The sequence below is a fragment of the Winogradskyella sp. PG-2 genome (assembly GCF_000828715.1).
Classification (GTDB): domain Bacteria; phylum Bacteroidota; class Bacteroidia; order Flavobacteriales; family Flavobacteriaceae; genus Winogradskyella.
Window position 1 is genome coordinate 1374318 of record NZ_AP014583.1, and the last position, 16559, is coordinate 1390876.

The 16559-nt window shown below is 33.2% G+C and carries 15 protein-coding genes and 1 pseudogene; 2 read left to right on the forward strand and 14 right to left on the reverse strand.

The genetic code is table 11. The features are described 5' to 3' along the window. Positions 1 to 57 precede the first annotated feature (57 nt). The 6 genes from accC to pdxA form a co-directional block, all read right to left on the reverse strand. Positions 58 to 1410 (reverse strand): acetyl-CoA carboxylase biotin carboxylase subunit, encoded by a 1353-nt coding sequence (gene accC / locus WPG_RS06040; protein WP_045470484.1) that lies wholly within the window; start codon positions 1408 to 1410, stop codon positions 58 to 60. Between the two features lie 75 nt (positions 1411 to 1485). Further along, entirely contained in the window at positions 1486 to 1968 is a 483-nt protein-coding gene (gene accB, locus WPG_RS06045; protein ID WP_045470488.1) for an acetyl-CoA carboxylase biotin carboxyl carrier protein, read from the reverse strand. A gap of 30 nt (positions 1969 to 1998) precedes the next feature. Then, entirely contained in the window at positions 1999 to 2994 is a 996-nt protein-coding gene (locus tag WPG_RS06050) for a beta-ketoacyl-ACP synthase III (RefSeq protein ID WP_045470492.1), read from the reverse strand. A 179-nt stretch (positions 2995 to 3173) separates the two neighbouring features. Continuing rightward, positions 3174 to 3377, reverse strand: a complete 204-nt coding sequence (gene rpmF, locus WPG_RS06055) for a 50S ribosomal protein L32 (protein WP_045470495.1) — start codon at positions 3375 to 3377, stop codon at positions 3174 to 3176. An 8-nt stretch (positions 3378 to 3385) separates the two neighbouring features. After that, positions 3386 to 3925, reverse strand: coding sequence for a YceD family protein (locus tag WPG_RS06060; protein ID WP_045470497.1), 540 nt, complete (start codon positions 3923 to 3925; stop codon positions 3386 to 3388). A 79-nt stretch (positions 3926 to 4004) separates the two neighbouring features. Continuing rightward, positions 4005 to 5045 carry a 4-hydroxythreonine-4-phosphate dehydrogenase PdxA gene (gene pdxA / locus WPG_RS06065; protein ID WP_045470500.1) on the reverse strand — a complete coding sequence of 347 codons (1041 nt, stop codon included), beginning with the start codon at positions 5043 to 5045 and terminating at the stop codon, positions 4005 to 4007. A gap of 99 nt (positions 5046 to 5144) precedes the next feature. Between pdxA and WPG_RS06070 the strand changes: the two genes are divergently transcribed. Next, positions 5145 to 5735, forward strand: a complete 591-nt coding sequence (locus WPG_RS06070) for a riboflavin synthase (RefSeq protein ID WP_045470503.1) — start codon at positions 5145 to 5147, stop codon at positions 5733 to 5735. Between the two features lie 463 nt (positions 5736 to 6198). Here WPG_RS06070 and WPG_RS18370 read toward each other — a convergent pair whose 3' ends face one another. The 6 genes and pseudogenes from WPG_RS18370 to WPG_RS06095 form a co-directional block, all read right to left on the reverse strand. Beyond that, positions 6199 to 7239, reverse strand: a complete 1041-nt coding sequence (locus tag WPG_RS18370; RefSeq protein WP_052471167.1) for a thiamine pyrophosphate-dependent enzyme — start codon at positions 7237 to 7239, stop codon at positions 6199 to 6201. Next, positions 7136 to 8905: a 2-oxoacid:acceptor oxidoreductase family protein gene (locus tag WPG_RS18375; protein ID WP_262507864.1), complete on the reverse strand. Its 1770-nt coding sequence runs from the start codon at positions 8903 to 8905 to the stop codon at positions 7136 to 7138. Before WPG_RS18375 ends, WPG_RS18370 begins: the two co-directional genes overlap by 104 nt. A gap of 9 nt (positions 8906 to 8914) precedes the next feature. After that, a pseudogene (locus tag WPG_RS18380) lies at positions 8915 to 9646 on the reverse strand (pyruvate:ferredoxin (flavodoxin) oxidoreductase); the annotation flags it as partial. Between the two features lie 94 nt (positions 9647 to 9740). Beyond that, the gene (locus tag WPG_RS06085; protein WP_045470505.1) at positions 9741 to 10295 is read right to left on the reverse strand and encodes an OsmC family protein; all 555 of its coding nucleotides are present in this window, start codon (positions 10293 to 10295) and stop codon (positions 9741 to 9743) included. 174 nt (positions 10296 to 10469) lie between these two features. Then, complete coding sequence (locus tag WPG_RS06090) at positions 10470 to 11849, reverse strand: sigma-54 interaction domain-containing protein (protein WP_144374429.1); 1380 nt, start codon at positions 11847 to 11849, stop codon at positions 10470 to 10472. A gap of 48 nt (positions 11850 to 11897) precedes the next feature. After that, positions 11898 to 12320 carry a cyclic nucleotide-binding domain-containing protein gene (locus WPG_RS06095; protein WP_045470506.1) on the reverse strand — a complete coding sequence of 141 codons (423 nt, stop codon included), beginning with the start codon at positions 12318 to 12320 and terminating at the stop codon, positions 11898 to 11900. A gap of 141 nt (positions 12321 to 12461) precedes the next feature. Between WPG_RS06095 and WPG_RS06100 the strand changes: the two genes are divergently transcribed. Beyond that, positions 12462 to 14309 (forward strand): adenylate/guanylate cyclase domain-containing protein, encoded by a 1848-nt coding sequence (locus WPG_RS06100; protein ID WP_045470507.1) that lies wholly within the window; start codon positions 12462 to 12464, stop codon positions 14307 to 14309. Positions 14310 to 14319: 10 nt separating this feature from the next. On the opposite strand, the gene acs is transcribed toward WPG_RS06100, so the two are convergent. Beyond that, complete coding sequence (gene acs, locus WPG_RS06105) at positions 14320 to 16215, reverse strand: acetate--CoA ligase (RefSeq protein ID WP_045470509.1); 1896 nt, start codon at positions 16213 to 16215, stop codon at positions 14320 to 14322. Further along, positions 16212 to 16544, reverse strand: a complete 333-nt coding sequence (locus WPG_RS06110; RefSeq protein ID WP_045470511.1) for a hypothetical protein — start codon at positions 16542 to 16544, stop codon at positions 16212 to 16214. Before WPG_RS06110 ends, acs begins: the two co-directional genes overlap by 4 nt. Positions 16545 to 16559 lie beyond the last annotated feature (15 nt).

Below are 16559 nucleotides of genomic sequence, written 5' to 3' on the forward strand. Positions count from 1 at the left end.
AAAAGTCGTCTAGTTAATATAGATGACTTTTTTTATTTTGTTGAATAAATTACTTATTTAATCTTCAACTTCATTTTGTATTTCAAAATCTTCCATAAATTTAGTCGTGTAGTTACCCGCTAAATAATCTGGATGTTCCATTAATTGTCTGTGAAAAGGGATAGTTGTTTTAATTCCCTCTATTACAAACTCATCTAAAGCTCGTTTCATTTTATTAATTGCCTCTTCTCTAGTTTGCGCAGTTGTAATCAACTTAGCAATCATAGAGTCGTAATTAGGCGGAATACTATAACCAGCATAAACATGGGTGTCTAAACGCACACCATGTCCTCCTGGAGCATGTAGCGTTGTGATTTTACCCGGAGATGGTCTAAAGTCATTAAAAGGATCTTCTGCATTAATTCTACACTCTATTGAATGTAAATTTGGTGTATAGTTCTTTCCTGAAATTGGCACACCTGCGGCCACCAATATTTGCTCTCGGATTAAATCGAAATCTATAACTTGTTCAGTTATTGGATGCTCTACTTGAATACGTGTATTCATCTCCATAAAGTAGAAATTCCTATGCTTGTCTACTAAGAACTCTACAGTACCTGCGCCTTCATATTTAATATACTCTGCAGCTTTAACTGCGGCTTTACCCATTTTAGCTCTCAATTTATCAGTCATAAACGGAGAAGGTACTTCTTCCGTTAATTTTTGATGACGACGTTGTACTGAACAATCTCTCTCTGATAAATGACATGCTTTACCTCGAGAATCCCCAACAACTTGTATTTCAATATGACGAGGCTCTTCAATAAGCTTCTCCATATACATATCATCATTTCCGAATGCTGCTTTAGATTCAGCTCGAGCTGATTCCCAAGCACCTTGCAAATCTTCTGGTTTCCATACGGCGCGCATACCCTTTCCACCTCCACCTGCCGAAGCTTTCAACATTACAGGATAGCCAGTTTCCTTAGCTAATTTTTTACAATCTTCATAATCTTCAATAACACCTTCGCTTCCAGGAACACATGGAACTCCTGCGGCTTTCATAGTCGCTTTAGCATTAGCTTTATCACCCATTCGGTCTATCATCTCTTCAGATGCACCAATAAATTTAATTCCATGTTCCTCACATATTTTAGAAAACTTAGCGTTTTCTGATAAGAATCCATAACCTGGATGAATTGCATCAGCATTTGTAATTTCTGCTGCAGCTATTATATTAGCCACTTTTAGATACGATTCGCTACTTGCGGGAGGCCCAATACACACAGCTTCATCTGCAAATTTTACATGAAGACTATCTGCATCTGCCGTTGAGTAAACAGCAACAGTTTTAATGCCCATCTCCTTACAGGTTCTAATAACACGTAATGCTATTTCACCTCTATTAGCAATAAGTACTTTTTTAAACATAACTTTTAGGTATTTAAAATTTCAAATTCCAAATTCCAACACGTTGGGAATTATACTTTGGAATTTTAAATTGGGTTATGATGGATCTACCAAGAACAAGGGTTGATCGAACTCTACTGGTGATGAATCATCAACTAGCACTTTCACAATTTTACCAGAAACCTCTGATTCAATCTCATTGAATAATTTCATTGCTTCAATAACACAAAGTACATCGCCTTCTTTAATTTCTGTTCCTACTTCAACAAAAACAGGTTTGTCTGGCGAAGGTTTGCGATAAAACGTTCCAATAATAGGTGATTTTATGGTAATATATTTTGAATCTTCGCTTGCAGGTACAACTGGAGTCGGAGCCTCAGCAGCAGGCGCAGCGGCTTGTACTGGTATTTGCTGTTGTACAATTGGTGCAGCTTGCATTGGCATTTGCTGAACGATAGTTGTATCGCTTTCGGAGCCTGTTCTAATGGTAATTTTAACGTCATCCATTTCTAACTTAACTTCACTTGCGCCAGACTTGGCTACAAATTTTATTAAGTTCTGAATTTCTTTTAAATCCATAATATTTAGTGTTTGTTTGTTAGTTTATTGTTAGGAATTGTAGGCCCATTTAAAATAAATTGAGCCCCAAGTAAATCCACCACCAAAGGCAGCAAATACTATATTATCACCTTTTTTAAGCTGTGATTCGTAATCAAATAGTAATAATGGCAACGTGGCAGAAGTTGTGTTTCCATACTTCTGTATGTTCATCATTACTTTATCTTCTTCTAAATTAATTCTATTAGCAGTTGCATCAATGATGCGCTTATTCGCTTGATGAGCAGCTAACCAAGATAGGTCATCATTAGTTAGATTGTTTCTCTTTAAAATCTTCTCAGCAACGTCTGCCATATTAAAAACAGCGTTTTTGAATACCGTCTTACCGTCTTGAAAAACATAGTGCTTACCTTCATTAAAAGTATCTGCAGTAATTGGATAAGAAGATCCGCCATAAGTGGCTTGTAGAAACTCTCTTCCTTCTCCATTGCTTCTTAATAATTCATCTTGCAAACCTAAACCTTCTTCATTAGGCTCAAATAAAACAGCACCTGCACCATCACCAAAAATGATACATGTCGCCCTATCTTTATAATTAATAAATGATGAATTTTTATCAGCACCAATTAAAAGGATTTTTTTATATCGACCTGATTCTATGTATGCTGCTGCAGTAGACATTCCAAAAAGAAAGCTAGAACAAGCAGCTTCTAAATCGTATGAAAAAGCGTTTACTGCTCCTATTTGAGTTGCAGTATACGCAGCTGTTGCAGCTGCCTTCATATCTGGAGTTGCAGTGCAGACAATAACTAAATCTATTTCTTTGGGATCTAAACCTTTTTTTTGAATTAAATCTTCAGCTGCTTTTATTGCTAAAAACGATGTACCTTTTCCTTCTTCTTTAAGAATTCTTCTTTCTTTAATTCCTGTACGAGTGGTAATCCATTCGTCATTAGTCTCAACCATAGTCTCTAATACTTTGTTTGATAAAACAAAGTCCGGAACGTAGCCTCCGACAGCTGTAATTGCCGCTGTGATTTTACTCATTATTAGCTTTTAGATTAATTAAAAGTATATAAAATTGGTAAAAACGAACGATTTTTAGTCAATTTTCGTCGTTTTTTGGCAAATAATTGTGCAAATTAAGTAGTTTTTACTCGATTGAGGAAATTAAAACAAAAAAAAACGCTCACTAGTGAGCGTTTTCTTGTATGCGTGCATAATAATTATGCTATGTTTTCTTCTTCAACAGAATTGTCAATTAATATTTGACCTCTGTAATACAATTTTCCTTCGTGCCAATGAGCTCTATGGTATAAGTGTGGCTCACCAGTTGTTGGGCAAGTTGCTATTTGAGGAACTATAGCTTTATAATGAGTTCTTCTTTTATCTCTTCTTGTTTTTGATATTTTACGCTTTGGATGTGCCATTTTAAATGTTATTTATCCGTTAATAGTTTTTTTAAATTATTCCAACGAGGGTCAATATCCTCTGCTGATTTAGTCTTATTATCCTTATTAGGACTTAATTCTTCTAATTTTGAAAGTATATCAGATTGCAACGTGCCATCTTCTATACCAGGATGAATTCGTTTTATTGGAACCGAAAGTACTATGAGTTCGTATATGTACTGAGACACATTAATTTCATACTCACCATGAGGTATAATTAATATCTCATCATTTTCGTCATTATACTCATTTCCAAACTTAACAACCAGTTTAAATTGGTCATTAATGGTTTGATTATAAGGTTCATTAGTAATATCGCAATTCACATTTACAACTCCTGAAGCTGAAAAATATAACTCCATAAAAGTTGTTTTCTTTTCAAACTTAAGAGCAATTTTTACATCAACTGCATTAAACTCTTCATATTCAAAATTCTGAAAGAACGTATTATCAATTTGATAATCAAAATGATGCTCTCCGACTTTTAACCCTACAAAAGGAATTATACAATCTTTTAATGCCTTCATTACCACACTCATTTTGAGCCTGCAAATATATAAAATTTTATGTATTTAGCGACCTGATATTAACAATTTTTGTTTATAACTATCTAGACGCTTTTTTTAATGGGTTTTTACCGTAATGATTGTAGTCATTTCTATTTCTAAATATTTTAATTGCAGTGTAAATAGCTTGCTTCATAGAGCTTTCGTCAGCCACGCCTTTGCCAGCTATTTCATAAGCTGTACCGTGGTCTGGTGATGTTCTTACCTTTTCTAAACCTGCTGTGTAATTAACTCCTTGTCCAAAAGCGATTGTTTTAAATGGAATTAAACCTTGATCGTGGTATGATGCAATGATGGCATCAAAATTCTTATAGGTATTAGATCCGAAAAAACTATCTGCTGAATATGGTCCAAATACTAAATGACCTGTAGTTTTTATTTTCTCTAATGTTGGTTTTAAAACCGTATCATCTTCATTACCTATAACTCCATTATCTCCTGCATGTGGATTTATAGCTAAAACTGCTACTTTAGGCTTTCTAATACCAAAATCTTGTCTTAATGATTTTGTTACTGTCGCTATCTTTTCGATGATAAGATCTTCTGTTATGGCATTACTGGCATCTTTTAAGGGTACATGATCAGTTAAAAGGCCAATTCTTAAATTCTCAGATACCATAAACATTAAACTTTTACCGTTTAGTGCTTTTGCTAAATAGTCTGTATGCCCTGGAAAATTAAATTTATCAGACTGAATATTGTGTTTATTAATAGGTGCAGTTACCAATACATCAATAGTTCCTTCTTTTAATGAATTAGTTGCGGCTTCTAATGACTTTATTGAATATTCACCTATTTTATTATCTGCTTTTCCGAATTCAATTTTTACTGGTTCTTTCCAAACATCAACAACATTCACTTTGCCATGAGACAATTTTTCTGGTGTGTCAATATTAAAAAAGTTAATTTTACTCTTAAAATGATTTTTAAAAAACTGCATAATTTTTCCCGATGCAAAAATAACAGGTGTACTTAATTCTAATGACCTTGGGTCTTCATAGGTTTTGATGATAATTTCTGGCCCTATTCCATTAAGATCACCAACCGAAATACCAACAATTATCTTTTCTTCTTTTGTCATTTATAAACGTTTAGCCTATTTTTTTATTATAATTGATCATTTCCATGCAATATGTATTTAACTTTGCAAGTGCAAATTTAACCAAATAAAGAACAATCTATGTTTACGGGAATTATAGAAGATCTAGGAAAGATTGAAAAACTTGATAAAGATGAAGGTAATCTACATATTACAGTAAAAACCTCTATTACTAATGAGCTTAAAATTGATCAAAGTGTTGCTCATAATGGTGTTTGTCTAACTGTTATTGCTATTGATGGTAGCTCCTACACTGTAACTGCAATAAAAGAAACACTTGATAAAACAAATTTAAGTCATCTTACAAAACAAAGTACTGTAAATATTGAACGTGCCATGAAACTTGGGGATCGTTTAGATGGACATATTGTACAGGGTCATGTAGACCAAACCGCGTCATGCATAAATATTACTGAGGAAGATGGTAGTTGGGTTTTTACATTTAAATACGATAAGAGTCTTAATAATGTAACTATAGAAAAAGGTTCAATAACTATAAATGGTGTGAGTTTAACTGTTTTAAATTCTGAAATTGACAAGTTTTCTGTCGCTATTATTCCATACACCTATAATCACACTACTTTTAATAATTTAAAAATTGGAGATATTGTTAATCTAGAATTTGATGTTATTGGAAAATATGTGAAACGTCTTAATGACTTAAGAATCTAGCATTGACTGCTTATTTATTTTATACGCTCTATAAGCTCCGTAAGATAAAGCTACTAGAAATAAAATAACGATACTGTTGTCAATAGGAAGTCCTGGAGGTGGAGGCGGCATTGGCGGCGGCGGCGTACTACCTTGGGCCATAGATAAAAACCCAACGAAAAAAAATAAGATTGAGGCCAACATATTTTTGTTCTGCATGCTAATATTAAAGGTGTAAAAGTATAAAAAAAACCGGGCTAACAAAATTAATCTAATTAAAAAACGTCTTTAAACGGTAAATATTGTCGATGAAATACTGAAAATGTGCTAAAACTAGGGAAGATACTCACATTTATCTTTAACATTTAACGCAAATATAATATTAATTACCTTTACTAAAAACGTTGAAGACATTAAATAATTATTTAATGTCTTTTTTTATTTAATTTTGAAATGTGAAATTAGTTTTAACTATAAAAATTGGTTAACTTATTTCAATTTTTTTTTCCTTGTTATTCACAATTAGTGTTGTTGAAGCTTTTGCATGATAATTGTTAAATCTTCTATCAACTTGCTTTTGAATTTGTCGCATTAATAATTCAAAGTCCTGTTTATTAGTATGAAATAAGCTTGAAAAACGATCTTCTAATTTCAAATAGTCTTCAACTTTTATCGAGGGAATATTAGAATCTAATTGTAATGTGTTTAAGTTGCTATCTTGTCTCCTAGGGTCATTTCTGTATAATAACCATTGTCCAGAATTTACTGCGGCTTTATGATACCTGCTTGGGTTTTTCATGTCTATTCCATGAGATTTACTGTGACTGTATGCAATAATAATTGATGGGCCATCATAATTTTCAGCTTCAATAAACGCTTTTAAGGTTTGTTCTTGGTCTGCTCCAATTGCCACCGAAGCAACATAAACATCATCATAAGTCATTGCCATTAACCCTAAATCTTTTTTCTGTTTTAGTTTTCCATTAAACCCAAATTTAGCTGCGGCACCATAAGGTGTTGCTTTAGACATTTGCCCTCCAGTATTAGAATAGACTTCATTATCTAAGATGAGGATATTTACATTTTTACCTGAAGCTATAACATGGTCTAAACCCCCAAAGCCAATATCGTAAGCCCATCCATCTCCACCAACGCACCAAATACTTTGTTTTACTAAACTATCAGCAATTTTTAAAAGCGCTTTTCCTTCATTTGATTGCATTGTTTTTAAAAAATCTTTTAACGTATCAACACGTTTTCTTTGCTCTAAAATTTCATTCTCTGTTTTTTGCCTTACTGAAATAATATCATGAACCAAATCGAAGTCTAATGTATTCATCATCATTTTAAGTAGTCTTTTAGCTTCAGATTCTTGTTGATCTATGGATAATCGAAAGCCTAAACCAAATTCTGCATTATCCTCAAATAACGAGTTTGACCATGCAGGACCTTTTCCGTCTTGGTTTTTCGACCAAGGAGTCGTTGGTAAAGTCCCAAAAAAAAATAGAACTTGCTCCTGTTGCATTTGCAACAAGTAGCCTATCGCCAAATAACTGCGACAATAATTTTAAATAAGGTGCTTCACCACAGCCATCGTCTCCAGTTGAATATTTAAATAATGGCTCTTGGAGTTGTTGCTGACTTATTTTGGTAATATCAATTTTAGTTCTGTCAAATTCAGGAATTGATTTAAAATATTTCCAATCTGAATTTTCCATGTTGAAATGAGGCTTTAATTTTATAGTCTTAACATCGCATGCTTCAATACAATTATTACATGCATTACATTGATCTTCGTTAATTTGAATCGTATAATTCATTAAATCAAAATCTTTTGAGGCGATAGACTTAAAACCAATTGACTTAGTGTCTAAATACTCATTTTCATAAACTTTAATTCGTAATGCTCCTTGTGGACAAGCCATACTAAATGCGCCAAATTGAATACACGATTCTGAATTCCAATCTGGTTTTTCTTTTAAAGTTCTAGTTGTATTGAATATAGAAGTATTCGTTTGATATGAACCATCAATGGGTAAATCACCAACCAATATCTCTTCATTACCTCTCAATAACTTACCTAAAAGCGTTGATTCAAAATCACTTTTGTTTTCAATACTTATTGTATTAAAGTTGGTCTGTTTAGATGTGTTTACAGAAATAATTTTAGTGCATAATTGAGCTAAATTATTCGAGTAAACATAACCATTGTTAAGGTATAAAAAGCAAGTATCAAAAGCTGAAATGGAAGCCTCACCGATTCTATAGTGCGTCTTTAAATTTTTAAGATTAACTATATATAATTTAACTTTCTTCTCAATTATAGCCCCTTGAACGTTTGCTGAAAGTGATTGCCAAAATATTTTAGACGTAAGCGAAGAGTTAATCAAAAGTGTTCCTTTTGACTGTATATTATTTAGTGCGTTGTCCATATCAGCGAAGAGCACATTTTGGCAAGCAATAAAATCAGCATTCGTAATTAAATAGGGTGCTTTTATAGGTTTAGAATCAATCCGCATATGCTTTACTTGTTTTGACTCTGATTTTTTATAATCGATTTCTTTAAATGACTGAACATAATTAAACTTAGAATTCCCAAGGGTTTTCTCTAAACTAGAAAGTGATTGATCCAGATGAGAATCTTCTTCAAAAAATAGAGCTTGAAAAGCAGATTTGTTTATTTCAAACCTTTTATCATAGGGTAAACTGAGGTGTGTTACATCGTCAATTATTCCTATTGTAAAATTATTCTTAGACTGTTCTTGTTTTAGATTATTAAAAATGGCATTCACCATGGCTGGTGTAAAATCTTTTGAAGACAATCCATAGCGTCCTCCAATAATTCTTGGTAATGTTTCAATTTTATTGTTTTGATAAGCGTTAAACAAAGATTGAGCAACATCTAAACATAAAGGTTCTGCTGTCGATCCGGGCTCTTTGGTTCTATCTAAAACTGCAATAGATTTACAAGAAGATGGTAAGGCTTTTAAAAGATATTTTGTGCTAAATGGTCTAAACAATCTAACTTTTATTAGCCCGTATTTTTCGCCTTTTGCATTTAGGTAATTTATTGTTTCTTCAACTGTTTCAGAAGAAGATGCCATTGTAATTATAATGTGTTCAGCTTCTGGATGACCAACATAATCAAAAAGACGATAACGTCTTCCTGTTAAAATTGAAAATATATCCATTTGTGTTTGAACGATTTCTGGGCACGAATCGTAAAATGAGTTTATGGCTTCACGACTTTGAAAAAACACATCGGAACCTTGTGACGTGCCTTTTATTGAAGGGTTATTAGGGTTTAAGGCCCTGTTCCGATGTGCATCAATCTTATTCTTTTCCATCATTTTAGAAATCACTTTATCAGAAATCATTTCAATTTTAGTTATTTCGTGTGATGTTCTAAATCCATCAAAAAAGTGCACAAAAGGTATTCTAGACGCTTATGTTGAAGCTTGAGAAATTAACGCAAAATCATGTGCTTCTTGCACAGATGCTGAGCAAAGCATAGCATAACCAGAACTTCTTACAGCCATAATATCACTGTGGTCTACAAAAATAGATAAGGAGTGAGTTGCAATACTTCTAGTAGCTACATGTATCACGTTTGGTGTTAACTCACCTGCAATTTTATACATGTTTGGTAGCATTAATAATAAGCCTTGAGATGCTGTAAATGTTGTTGATAAAGAACCTGTACTAAGCGCTCCATGCATAGCGCCGGCTACACCAGCTTCACTTTGCATTTCTATGACAGATGTCTCAGAACCGAATATATTTGCTTGCTCTTTTGCATTCCACTCTTCTACTAGCTCAGACATTTCTGAAGAAGGTGTAATTGGGTAAATTGGAAACACCTCATTAGTTTTATAAGCGATATAAGCTACAGCTTGGTTTGCATTTAAAACCTTATATGTTTTAGTTTTCATAATTAATTGAGGTGTGATTGATTTTTCATCTTTTGATTTATGAATTAAAAAAGGCTATACCTTTGAGGTAATAGCCTTTTTTAGCATTCTGACATTACTCCTTTACAATTTCTATTGAAATTGGTGTTAGATTACTGATCATATCAAATACAGGTGAAAATTTCGCAAAATTTTCTAATTCTAGTACAGATGCATCAGACTTTACTTTTAAGGTAAACTTAATGCCATCAAATCCCATACGAACTTCTGGGTCTAATCCTAAAAAACCATGTAAGTCAGCATTTCCTTCTAAAGAGGAAGATGTGCTTTCGATATTAACTCCATTAGCTGCTGCATGATAAACCATCGCTCCTGTTAAACAAGAACCTAAAGAGTGAAGTAATACTTCTGGTGGTGTTGCAGCTTCATCTTGCCCTAATAATACATTTGGGTGGCTACATTCCATTGTGAATGTGTCTTGACGAGATTCGTCTTCTGCACCAACTCCATAAAATCCTTTGATGCTAGACACACAATGTTCTCCATCAATCCAATTGTTTTTTGCTCTGAATTGGAATTTCACTAATTCAGGGTTTGTTTGTACTGCATCAATAGTATCTACTAATTGGTCTACATTTACTCCGTTTTTAATGTTTGCTGTTGTAATCATTGTTTTAAAATTTATTTGTTAAACATTTTTTTTGACTGGTATTAAGCCAAACGCATTCCAAACATTTTAAACAATTAATATTCAGTAAATTAAATCGTGTTAGGTGATAATTTAGTATAACGATATTTCATAAATAAACGATTATTCGTTGATAAATTCACGATATTTCGTGATTTAAACAGGTCTCTCTATACTAAAAGCCTTAATTTTTGAAGCTAATGTGGTTGGTGGCAGTTGAAGTAGTTCTGCGGCGCCATTTTTCCCAGATATCTTCCAACGTGTCTCCTTAAGTGCTTTTAATATGTTCTCTTTCTCTATATCCTGTAATGCTCTGGTTGTATAAATTTTATTAAGCGGGAGTTCTTCTGAAGACTTAGAATTTATAGAAGAATTAGGTACTATGGTTTTTAAGTTAATTGAGCCGTCTTGAGAGACAATAATGGCACGTTCTAATAAATTTTGAAGTTCTCTAACGTTTCCAGGCCATTCATAAGATAGCAGAAGTGCTTTATCACTTTTAGATAAACTCTCAATTGGTTTGCTGAGTTTTTTTGAAAAATGACGAATCATTTCTTCTGCGATTAAACAAACATCATTACCTCTATCCCTTAAGGCTGGGACGTCTATAGGAAAGACATTTAATCTATAATATAAATCCTCTCTAAATTTCCCTTCTGCTGAATGTTGTAATAAGTTTCTATGAGTTGCTGCTATAATACGAACATCGACTTTAATTGTTTCTGAGCTTCCAACAGGGTCAAATTCACCTTCTTGAATAACCCTTAACAACTTTGGCTGAAGATCAATTGGCATTTCACCGATTTCATCTAAAAAAATTGTGCCCTTATCTGCTAATAAAAAACGGCCTTTTCTATCTGCTGAAGCGCCAATAAACGCTCCCTTTTTATGTCCAAATAATTCGCTTTCGATTAAGTTTGCTGGAATAGCACTAAAATTAATTCTGATTAAAGGTTTGTCGCTTCGATTACTTGCGTCATGTATGGCTCTGGAAACTAATTCTTTTCCTGTACCTGTTTCTCCGTTTATTAATACTGTAGCATCCGTTGGGGCAACATGCTTAACAAGATCTAAAACGTTTTGCATTTTTATGTCTTCAGCAATAATACCGTAACTACCCGTTAGTTCTTTTATTTCCTCTTCTAGATATTCTGTCTGTTTGGTTAAAAAACTAATCTCATTTTCGGCGCTAAGTCGTTCTTCTATATCTCTAAGTATTAAAGTGTAAAAGGTTTCTTTTTCATTTCCATACTTACTTATGGTGCCTTCATTTAAAGTCTCTTTTTCGTTAGAACCAATTACCTTTATAATATTTGGAATATAGTTATCAATACCTTTATTAGTGTTTTCTAAACCTTTATCAACTATTGATTCAATTAGACTTGCACTTTCTTCAGCTAAGAAATACAACACATTGCGTTGTAAAGCATCATCATTTTCAAGTAAAATATTGGCAGAAAGATTGGTTAATACAATTTTATAATTACTATCAAACATAATTATGGCATCCATTGCGCCTTGTATAAGTCCGGCCATTTTTGAATTGGCCAATTCCAATGCTTGTTTAGAATTGGATAGATTTTCTTAAATAGCATCAATATCTCTATGACGTTTAATAAGTACGGTTAAAATACCCAAGGAAAAACCGCTGTCATTAGCAATGACCTTTAAAAAACTATCTCGTTCAATTTTTAAAAGCGTCGACCTTTCTAAAGTTGAAACTGCCGCTGAGCGTTTTTCGTCATCAATTAAAGCATACTCACCGAAACATTCTCCCTTTTGCATCGTACTGAAAATGTAATTGTTTTCATGAATTTTCACGCTTCCTTCAACAATTACATACATTGAGTCACCTTCATCTCCTTTTTTAAAAATATTTTCATTTTTCCCAAAACTTTCCTCCTTAAGCCCTATACACAAGTGTTTTAATGAAGCTTCTTTTACCTCAGTAAAAAAGGGGACTTTAGATAAAAAGTTAATAAAATCTTCCTGTTTGGATTTAGACATAGTAATGCGAATACAGAGATAAAGATATTAATTATTATTCCGGAATTAATAAACAATTTTACCACAAAACAATTTTAATTAATTTAATATCACCTAACATAGTTAATCCAAAATGTCACAGCAAAGCTTTTAGCCGCAATAATGTTTACAGATATTGAAGACTACACAGCTTTAATGCAGCGTGATGAAAAACAAGCTATTGCAATTAGGAAACGTCATTGCAGAGCATTTGAGATAACCACAGAGGCCTACAATGGTAAAGTCGTTCAGTATTTTGGTGATGGCACCTTAAGTATCTTTACTAGTAGTGTTGAGGCTGTAAAATGCGCTATAGAATTGCAACGCGCCTTTCTTGAAGCCCCAAAAATCCCTGTTAGAATCGGTATTCATGTTGGTGACATTTTGTATACAGAAGAAGATATTATTGGCGATGCTGTAAATGTGGCTTCACGAATAGAAGCATGCGCTGTATCTGGAAGTGTTCTGGTTTCAGACAAAGTACATGATCAAATTCGAAGTCATCAAGACATTAAAGTTCAATTTTTAGACGCTTACGAACTAAAAAACGTTGATGAAGCCATGCTAATGTTTACTATTGCAAATGATAATTTAGTGGTCCCAAAACCAGAAGATGTTAAGGGTAAACTAAAAGAAAAACTAAACAAGACCAATAGTAAGACTATATCAAAAAAGAAGGCTTTATTTTTAGGAATCTTTGCGCTTGTGTTTTTATGTTCTGCCTTTTTCTCCTACCAATATTTCAATAAGCAGAACGACATTTCAAAAGAACTTTCTATAGCTGTTTTACCTTTTGATAACCTAAGCACTGATGATGATGCTGAAATTTTTAGAGATGGCATTACAGAGGATATACTAACTCAACTGTCTAAGTTGAAAGAGTTGCGCGTTATTTCCAGAACTTCTGTAATGCAATACAAGGACACAGAAAAGACTATCCCGGAGATTGCTGAAGAATTAGGAGTTTCTTATGTTTTAGAGGGAAGTATTCGTAAATATGGTAACGACCTAAGAATAACCGCTCAATCGATTGATGCTTCTGCAGATGAGCATTTATGGGCTGAAAATTATGATAAAACACTTACAGACATCTTCAATCTACAGACCGAAGTGTCAAACGAAATTGTTAAAGCTTTAGAGATTAATCTTTCTTTTGAAGAACAACAGCAATTGGCAGTTGTACCAACTAAAAATATTGAAGCTTTTAAATTGTTTCTAAAAGGGCGAGATGAAGCTGATAAGAGAAATAAAGAAAGTATAGCAAACAGTATCCTACTTTATAAAGAGACTATTGCATTAGACCCTAATTATGCTGAAGCCTATGCAGAAATTGCTAATTCTATATATCTTGAAGCGTATTATTCTAATCGCCATGCTGATGAGGCCTCAAAATTAGCAAATGAATACTTAGTAAAGGCTGAGAAAATAAATGATAAAACCTCTAGAATATACTCTGTAAGAGGTGTTATAAATAATTACCAAGGTAATCATGAAGGTGCTGTAAAGGCTTTTGAAAGAGCCATTGAGCTTTCCCCTAATGATCTTACGGCTAGATACCAATATTCAACATTTTTCTTTTATACAGGTCAAACAGAGAAGCAGATAGAGCAAGCCGAGATTGCTTATCGCTTAGACCCACTTTCATTTCCTATTGCTAATAGTTATTTTAACGCATTACTAACTAACAAAGAGTTTGACAGGGCACAAAACCTTATAGATAAAATTCAAGCCCGAAACGACGGTAATAATCAATTTGTGATTAACAGGTCATACTTTAGATTATACATGGATCAAAAAAAGTATAAAAAGACCATTCCATATTTAAAGAAAACAGATAGTGTGTTGTTTTATTTAGATACATTAAGAAACAAACTGACTCGCAGACTTGTACAAGAACACGACACCTATTTTAATTATCTTCAAGAGAATGAGCATTTTAAAGAAATTTTAAAAATGCATGGGATAGATTAAAGAAAGAAGACTATAATCTCTTATCTATAATTTCTTGCACAACATCAGGGTTTAACAAAGTAGATGTGTCTCCTAAATTTGAAATTTCATTCGTTGCAATCTTACGTAAAATACGCCTCATAATTTTACCACTTCTTGTTTTTGGTAAACTGCTTACAAATTGAATTTTATCTGGCTTTGCAATTGGCCCAATAGTTTCGGTAACCTTATTTCTAATTGTTTGCAATAAATTTTCAGAAGCATCAAAGCGGTCATATAATATAACATAAGCATAAAGTGCATTCCCCTTAACATCATGTTGAAATCCAACAACAGCGCTTTCTACTACAGCTTCATGTTCATTAATTGCATTTTCTATTGGAGCAGTTCCTAGATTATGACCAGAAACAATGACAACGTCATCAACTCTTCCTGTAATTCGATAATTTCCATTTTCATCGCGCAATGCCCCATCTCCAGGAAAATACAAACCCTCGTATGCAGTAAAATATACGTCTTTATAACGCTTATGATTACCATAAATAGTTCTTGCGATTGAAGGCCATGGCTGTTTAATTGCTAAAATGCCCTCGGCTTCTTTAGTTTTAATTTCACCACCTTTGTTATCTAGTAATATTGGCGAAACACCAATCATTGGCAAAGTAGCATAGGTTTTTTTTTGACGCGTTACGCCTGCTAAAGAAGAAATTAATATACCTCCTGTTTCTGTTTGCCACCAAGTATCTACTATTGGACAATTCCCTTTTCCAACATGCTTGTTATACCAGCGCCATGCTTCTTCGTTAATAGGCTCTCCAACCGTTCCTAGCGTTTTTAGTTGGGATAGGTCGTGCTTATTTACAAGGTCTATAGGGTGCTTTGCGAGCGCTCTAATTGCAGTAGGAGCTGTATAAAATTGATTTACTTTATGCTTTTCACAAATACCCCAAAAGCGTCCGTAATCTGGATAACTTGGAACACCTTCAAACATTACAGTTGTTGCGCCTGAACTCAATGGACCATAGACAATATAACTATGACCTGTAATCCACCCAATATCTGCAGAACACCAATATACATCTCCTTCTTCATATTGAAATACATTTTGAAATGTATATGCTGTATAAACCATATATCCGCCACAAGTATGCACCATTCCTTTTGGTTTTCCTGTAGAACCCGAAGTATATAATATAAAAAGCATGTCTTCTGCCTCCATAACCTCGGCCTTACAGAAGTCATCTGCATTTTTAATTGCCTCATGCCACCAAACATCATTTCCTCCCCAATTAACATCTTGCCCCGTTCTTTTATAGACAATGGTTTTCTCTATTGTTGGGCAGAATTTTAAAGCTTCATCTGCAATATCTTTTAAAGGTGTAATTTTATTTCCTCTATAACTCCCGTCTGTAGTTAGTAGTAATTTACAAGAAGCATCATTTATTCTTGCGGCTAATGCTTTTGAAGAAAACCCTGCAAAAACAACTGAATGAACAGCGCCTATTCTCGCGCAAGCTAACACAGCAACTGTTAACTCCAATATCATAGGCATATAAATACAAACGCGATCTCCTTTTTCAACATTATAAGACTTTAAAACATTAGCAAATTTGGATACTCTTCTATGTAGCTCTTTATAAGTTATATGTAGTGCTTCATCTTTAGGGTCATTGGGTTCCCAAATTATTGCAACTTGATCTCCTTTGGTTTTTAAATGCCTATCCAAACAATTCTCGGTAATATTTAGCTTTCCTCCTTCAAACCATTTTGTTTCTGGTTTTAACCAATTATACTCTAAAACCGAATCCCATTTTCTTTTCCAAACAAAATGCTCTGCAATAGAAGCCCAAAAAGATTCAGGATTTTCTAAACTATATAAATATGCCTTTTCGTAATCTTTTTGCGTACTTATCTTAGGTAGATTCATAATTTCACAATTGGTTTAAAATAGATTCTTTCTATTTGATTGTATATTGAAATTATTTGATTACCAATAGTATTCATTATGCTTAAGTCTTTACTTTTAATATTGATTTCTATTAAAATATCTTTTTTTCTTTCTTTAATCGTTTTAATACTAAGCTTACCTTTTGGGAAAAACACTTCTAAACCGTTCGCTTCATCTTGAAGATATAAATCAAACTCTCCGCTAGTCCAATTTAAAAGTTTACTATATAATTGCTTATCTATAATAGATTCTCTTTGAGTCCAGTGGTGATAAGAATTTTTAAATGAAGTATTCATTTCTTTCGTCATAATAATACAGTGTGT

What these genes read in the sequence shown, in the direction of transcription:
- accC (WP_045470484.1), bottom strand. Translation starts at nt 1,410, where the DNA reads ATGTTTAAAAAAGTACTTATTGCTAATAGAGGTGAAATAGCATTACGT.
- accB (WP_045470488.1), bottom strand. Translation starts at nt 1,968, where the DNA reads ATGGATTTAAAAGAAATTCAGAACTTAATAAAATTTGTAGCCAAGTCT.
- WPG_RS06050 (WP_045470492.1), bottom strand. Translation starts at nt 2,994, where the DNA reads ATGAGTAAAATCACAGCGGCAATTACAGCTGTCGGAGGCTACGTTCCG.
- rpmF (WP_045470495.1), bottom strand. Translation starts at nt 3,377, where the DNA reads ATGGCACATCCAAAGCGTAAAATATCAAAAACAAGAAGAGATAAAAGA.
- WPG_RS06060 (WP_045470497.1), bottom strand. Translation starts at nt 3,925, where the DNA reads ATGAAGGCATTAAAAGATTGTATAATTCCTTTTGTAGGGTTAAAAGTC.
- pdxA (WP_045470500.1), bottom strand. Translation starts at nt 5,045, where the DNA reads ATGACAAAAGAAGAAAAGATAATTGTTGGTATTTCGGTTGGTGATCTT.
- WPG_RS06070 (WP_045470503.1), top strand. Translation starts at nt 5,145, where the DNA reads ATGTTTACGGGAATTATAGAAGATCTAGGAAAGATTGAAAAACTTGAT.
- WPG_RS18370 (WP_052471167.1), bottom strand. Translation starts at nt 7,239, where the DNA reads ATGCAACAGGAGCAAGTTCTATTTTTTTTTGGGACTTTACCAACGACT.
- WPG_RS18375 (WP_262507864.1), bottom strand. Translation starts at nt 8,905, where the DNA reads ATGGATATATTTTCAATTTTAACAGGAAGACGTTATCGTCTTTTTGAT.
- WPG_RS06085 (WP_045470505.1), bottom strand. Translation starts at nt 10,295, where the DNA reads ATGATTACAACAGCAAACATTAAAAACGGAGTAAATGTAGACCAATTA.
- WPG_RS06090 (WP_144374429.1), bottom strand. Translation starts at nt 11,849, where the DNA reads ATGGCCGGACTTATACAAGGCGCAATGGATGCCATAATTATGTTTGAT.
- WPG_RS06095 (WP_045470506.1), bottom strand. Translation starts at nt 12,320, where the DNA reads ATGTCTAAATCCAAACAGGAAGATTTTATTAACTTTTTATCTAAAGTC.
- WPG_RS06100 (WP_045470507.1), top strand. Translation starts at nt 12,462, where the DNA reads ATGTTTACAGATATTGAAGACTACACAGCTTTAATGCAGCGTGATGAA.
- acs (WP_045470509.1), bottom strand. Translation starts at nt 16,215, where the DNA reads ATGAATCTACCTAAGATAAGTACGCAAAAAGATTACGAAAAGGCATAT.
- WPG_RS06110 (WP_045470511.1), bottom strand. Translation starts at nt 16,544, where the DNA reads ATGACGAAAGAAATGAATACTTCATTTAAAAATTCTTATCACCACTGG.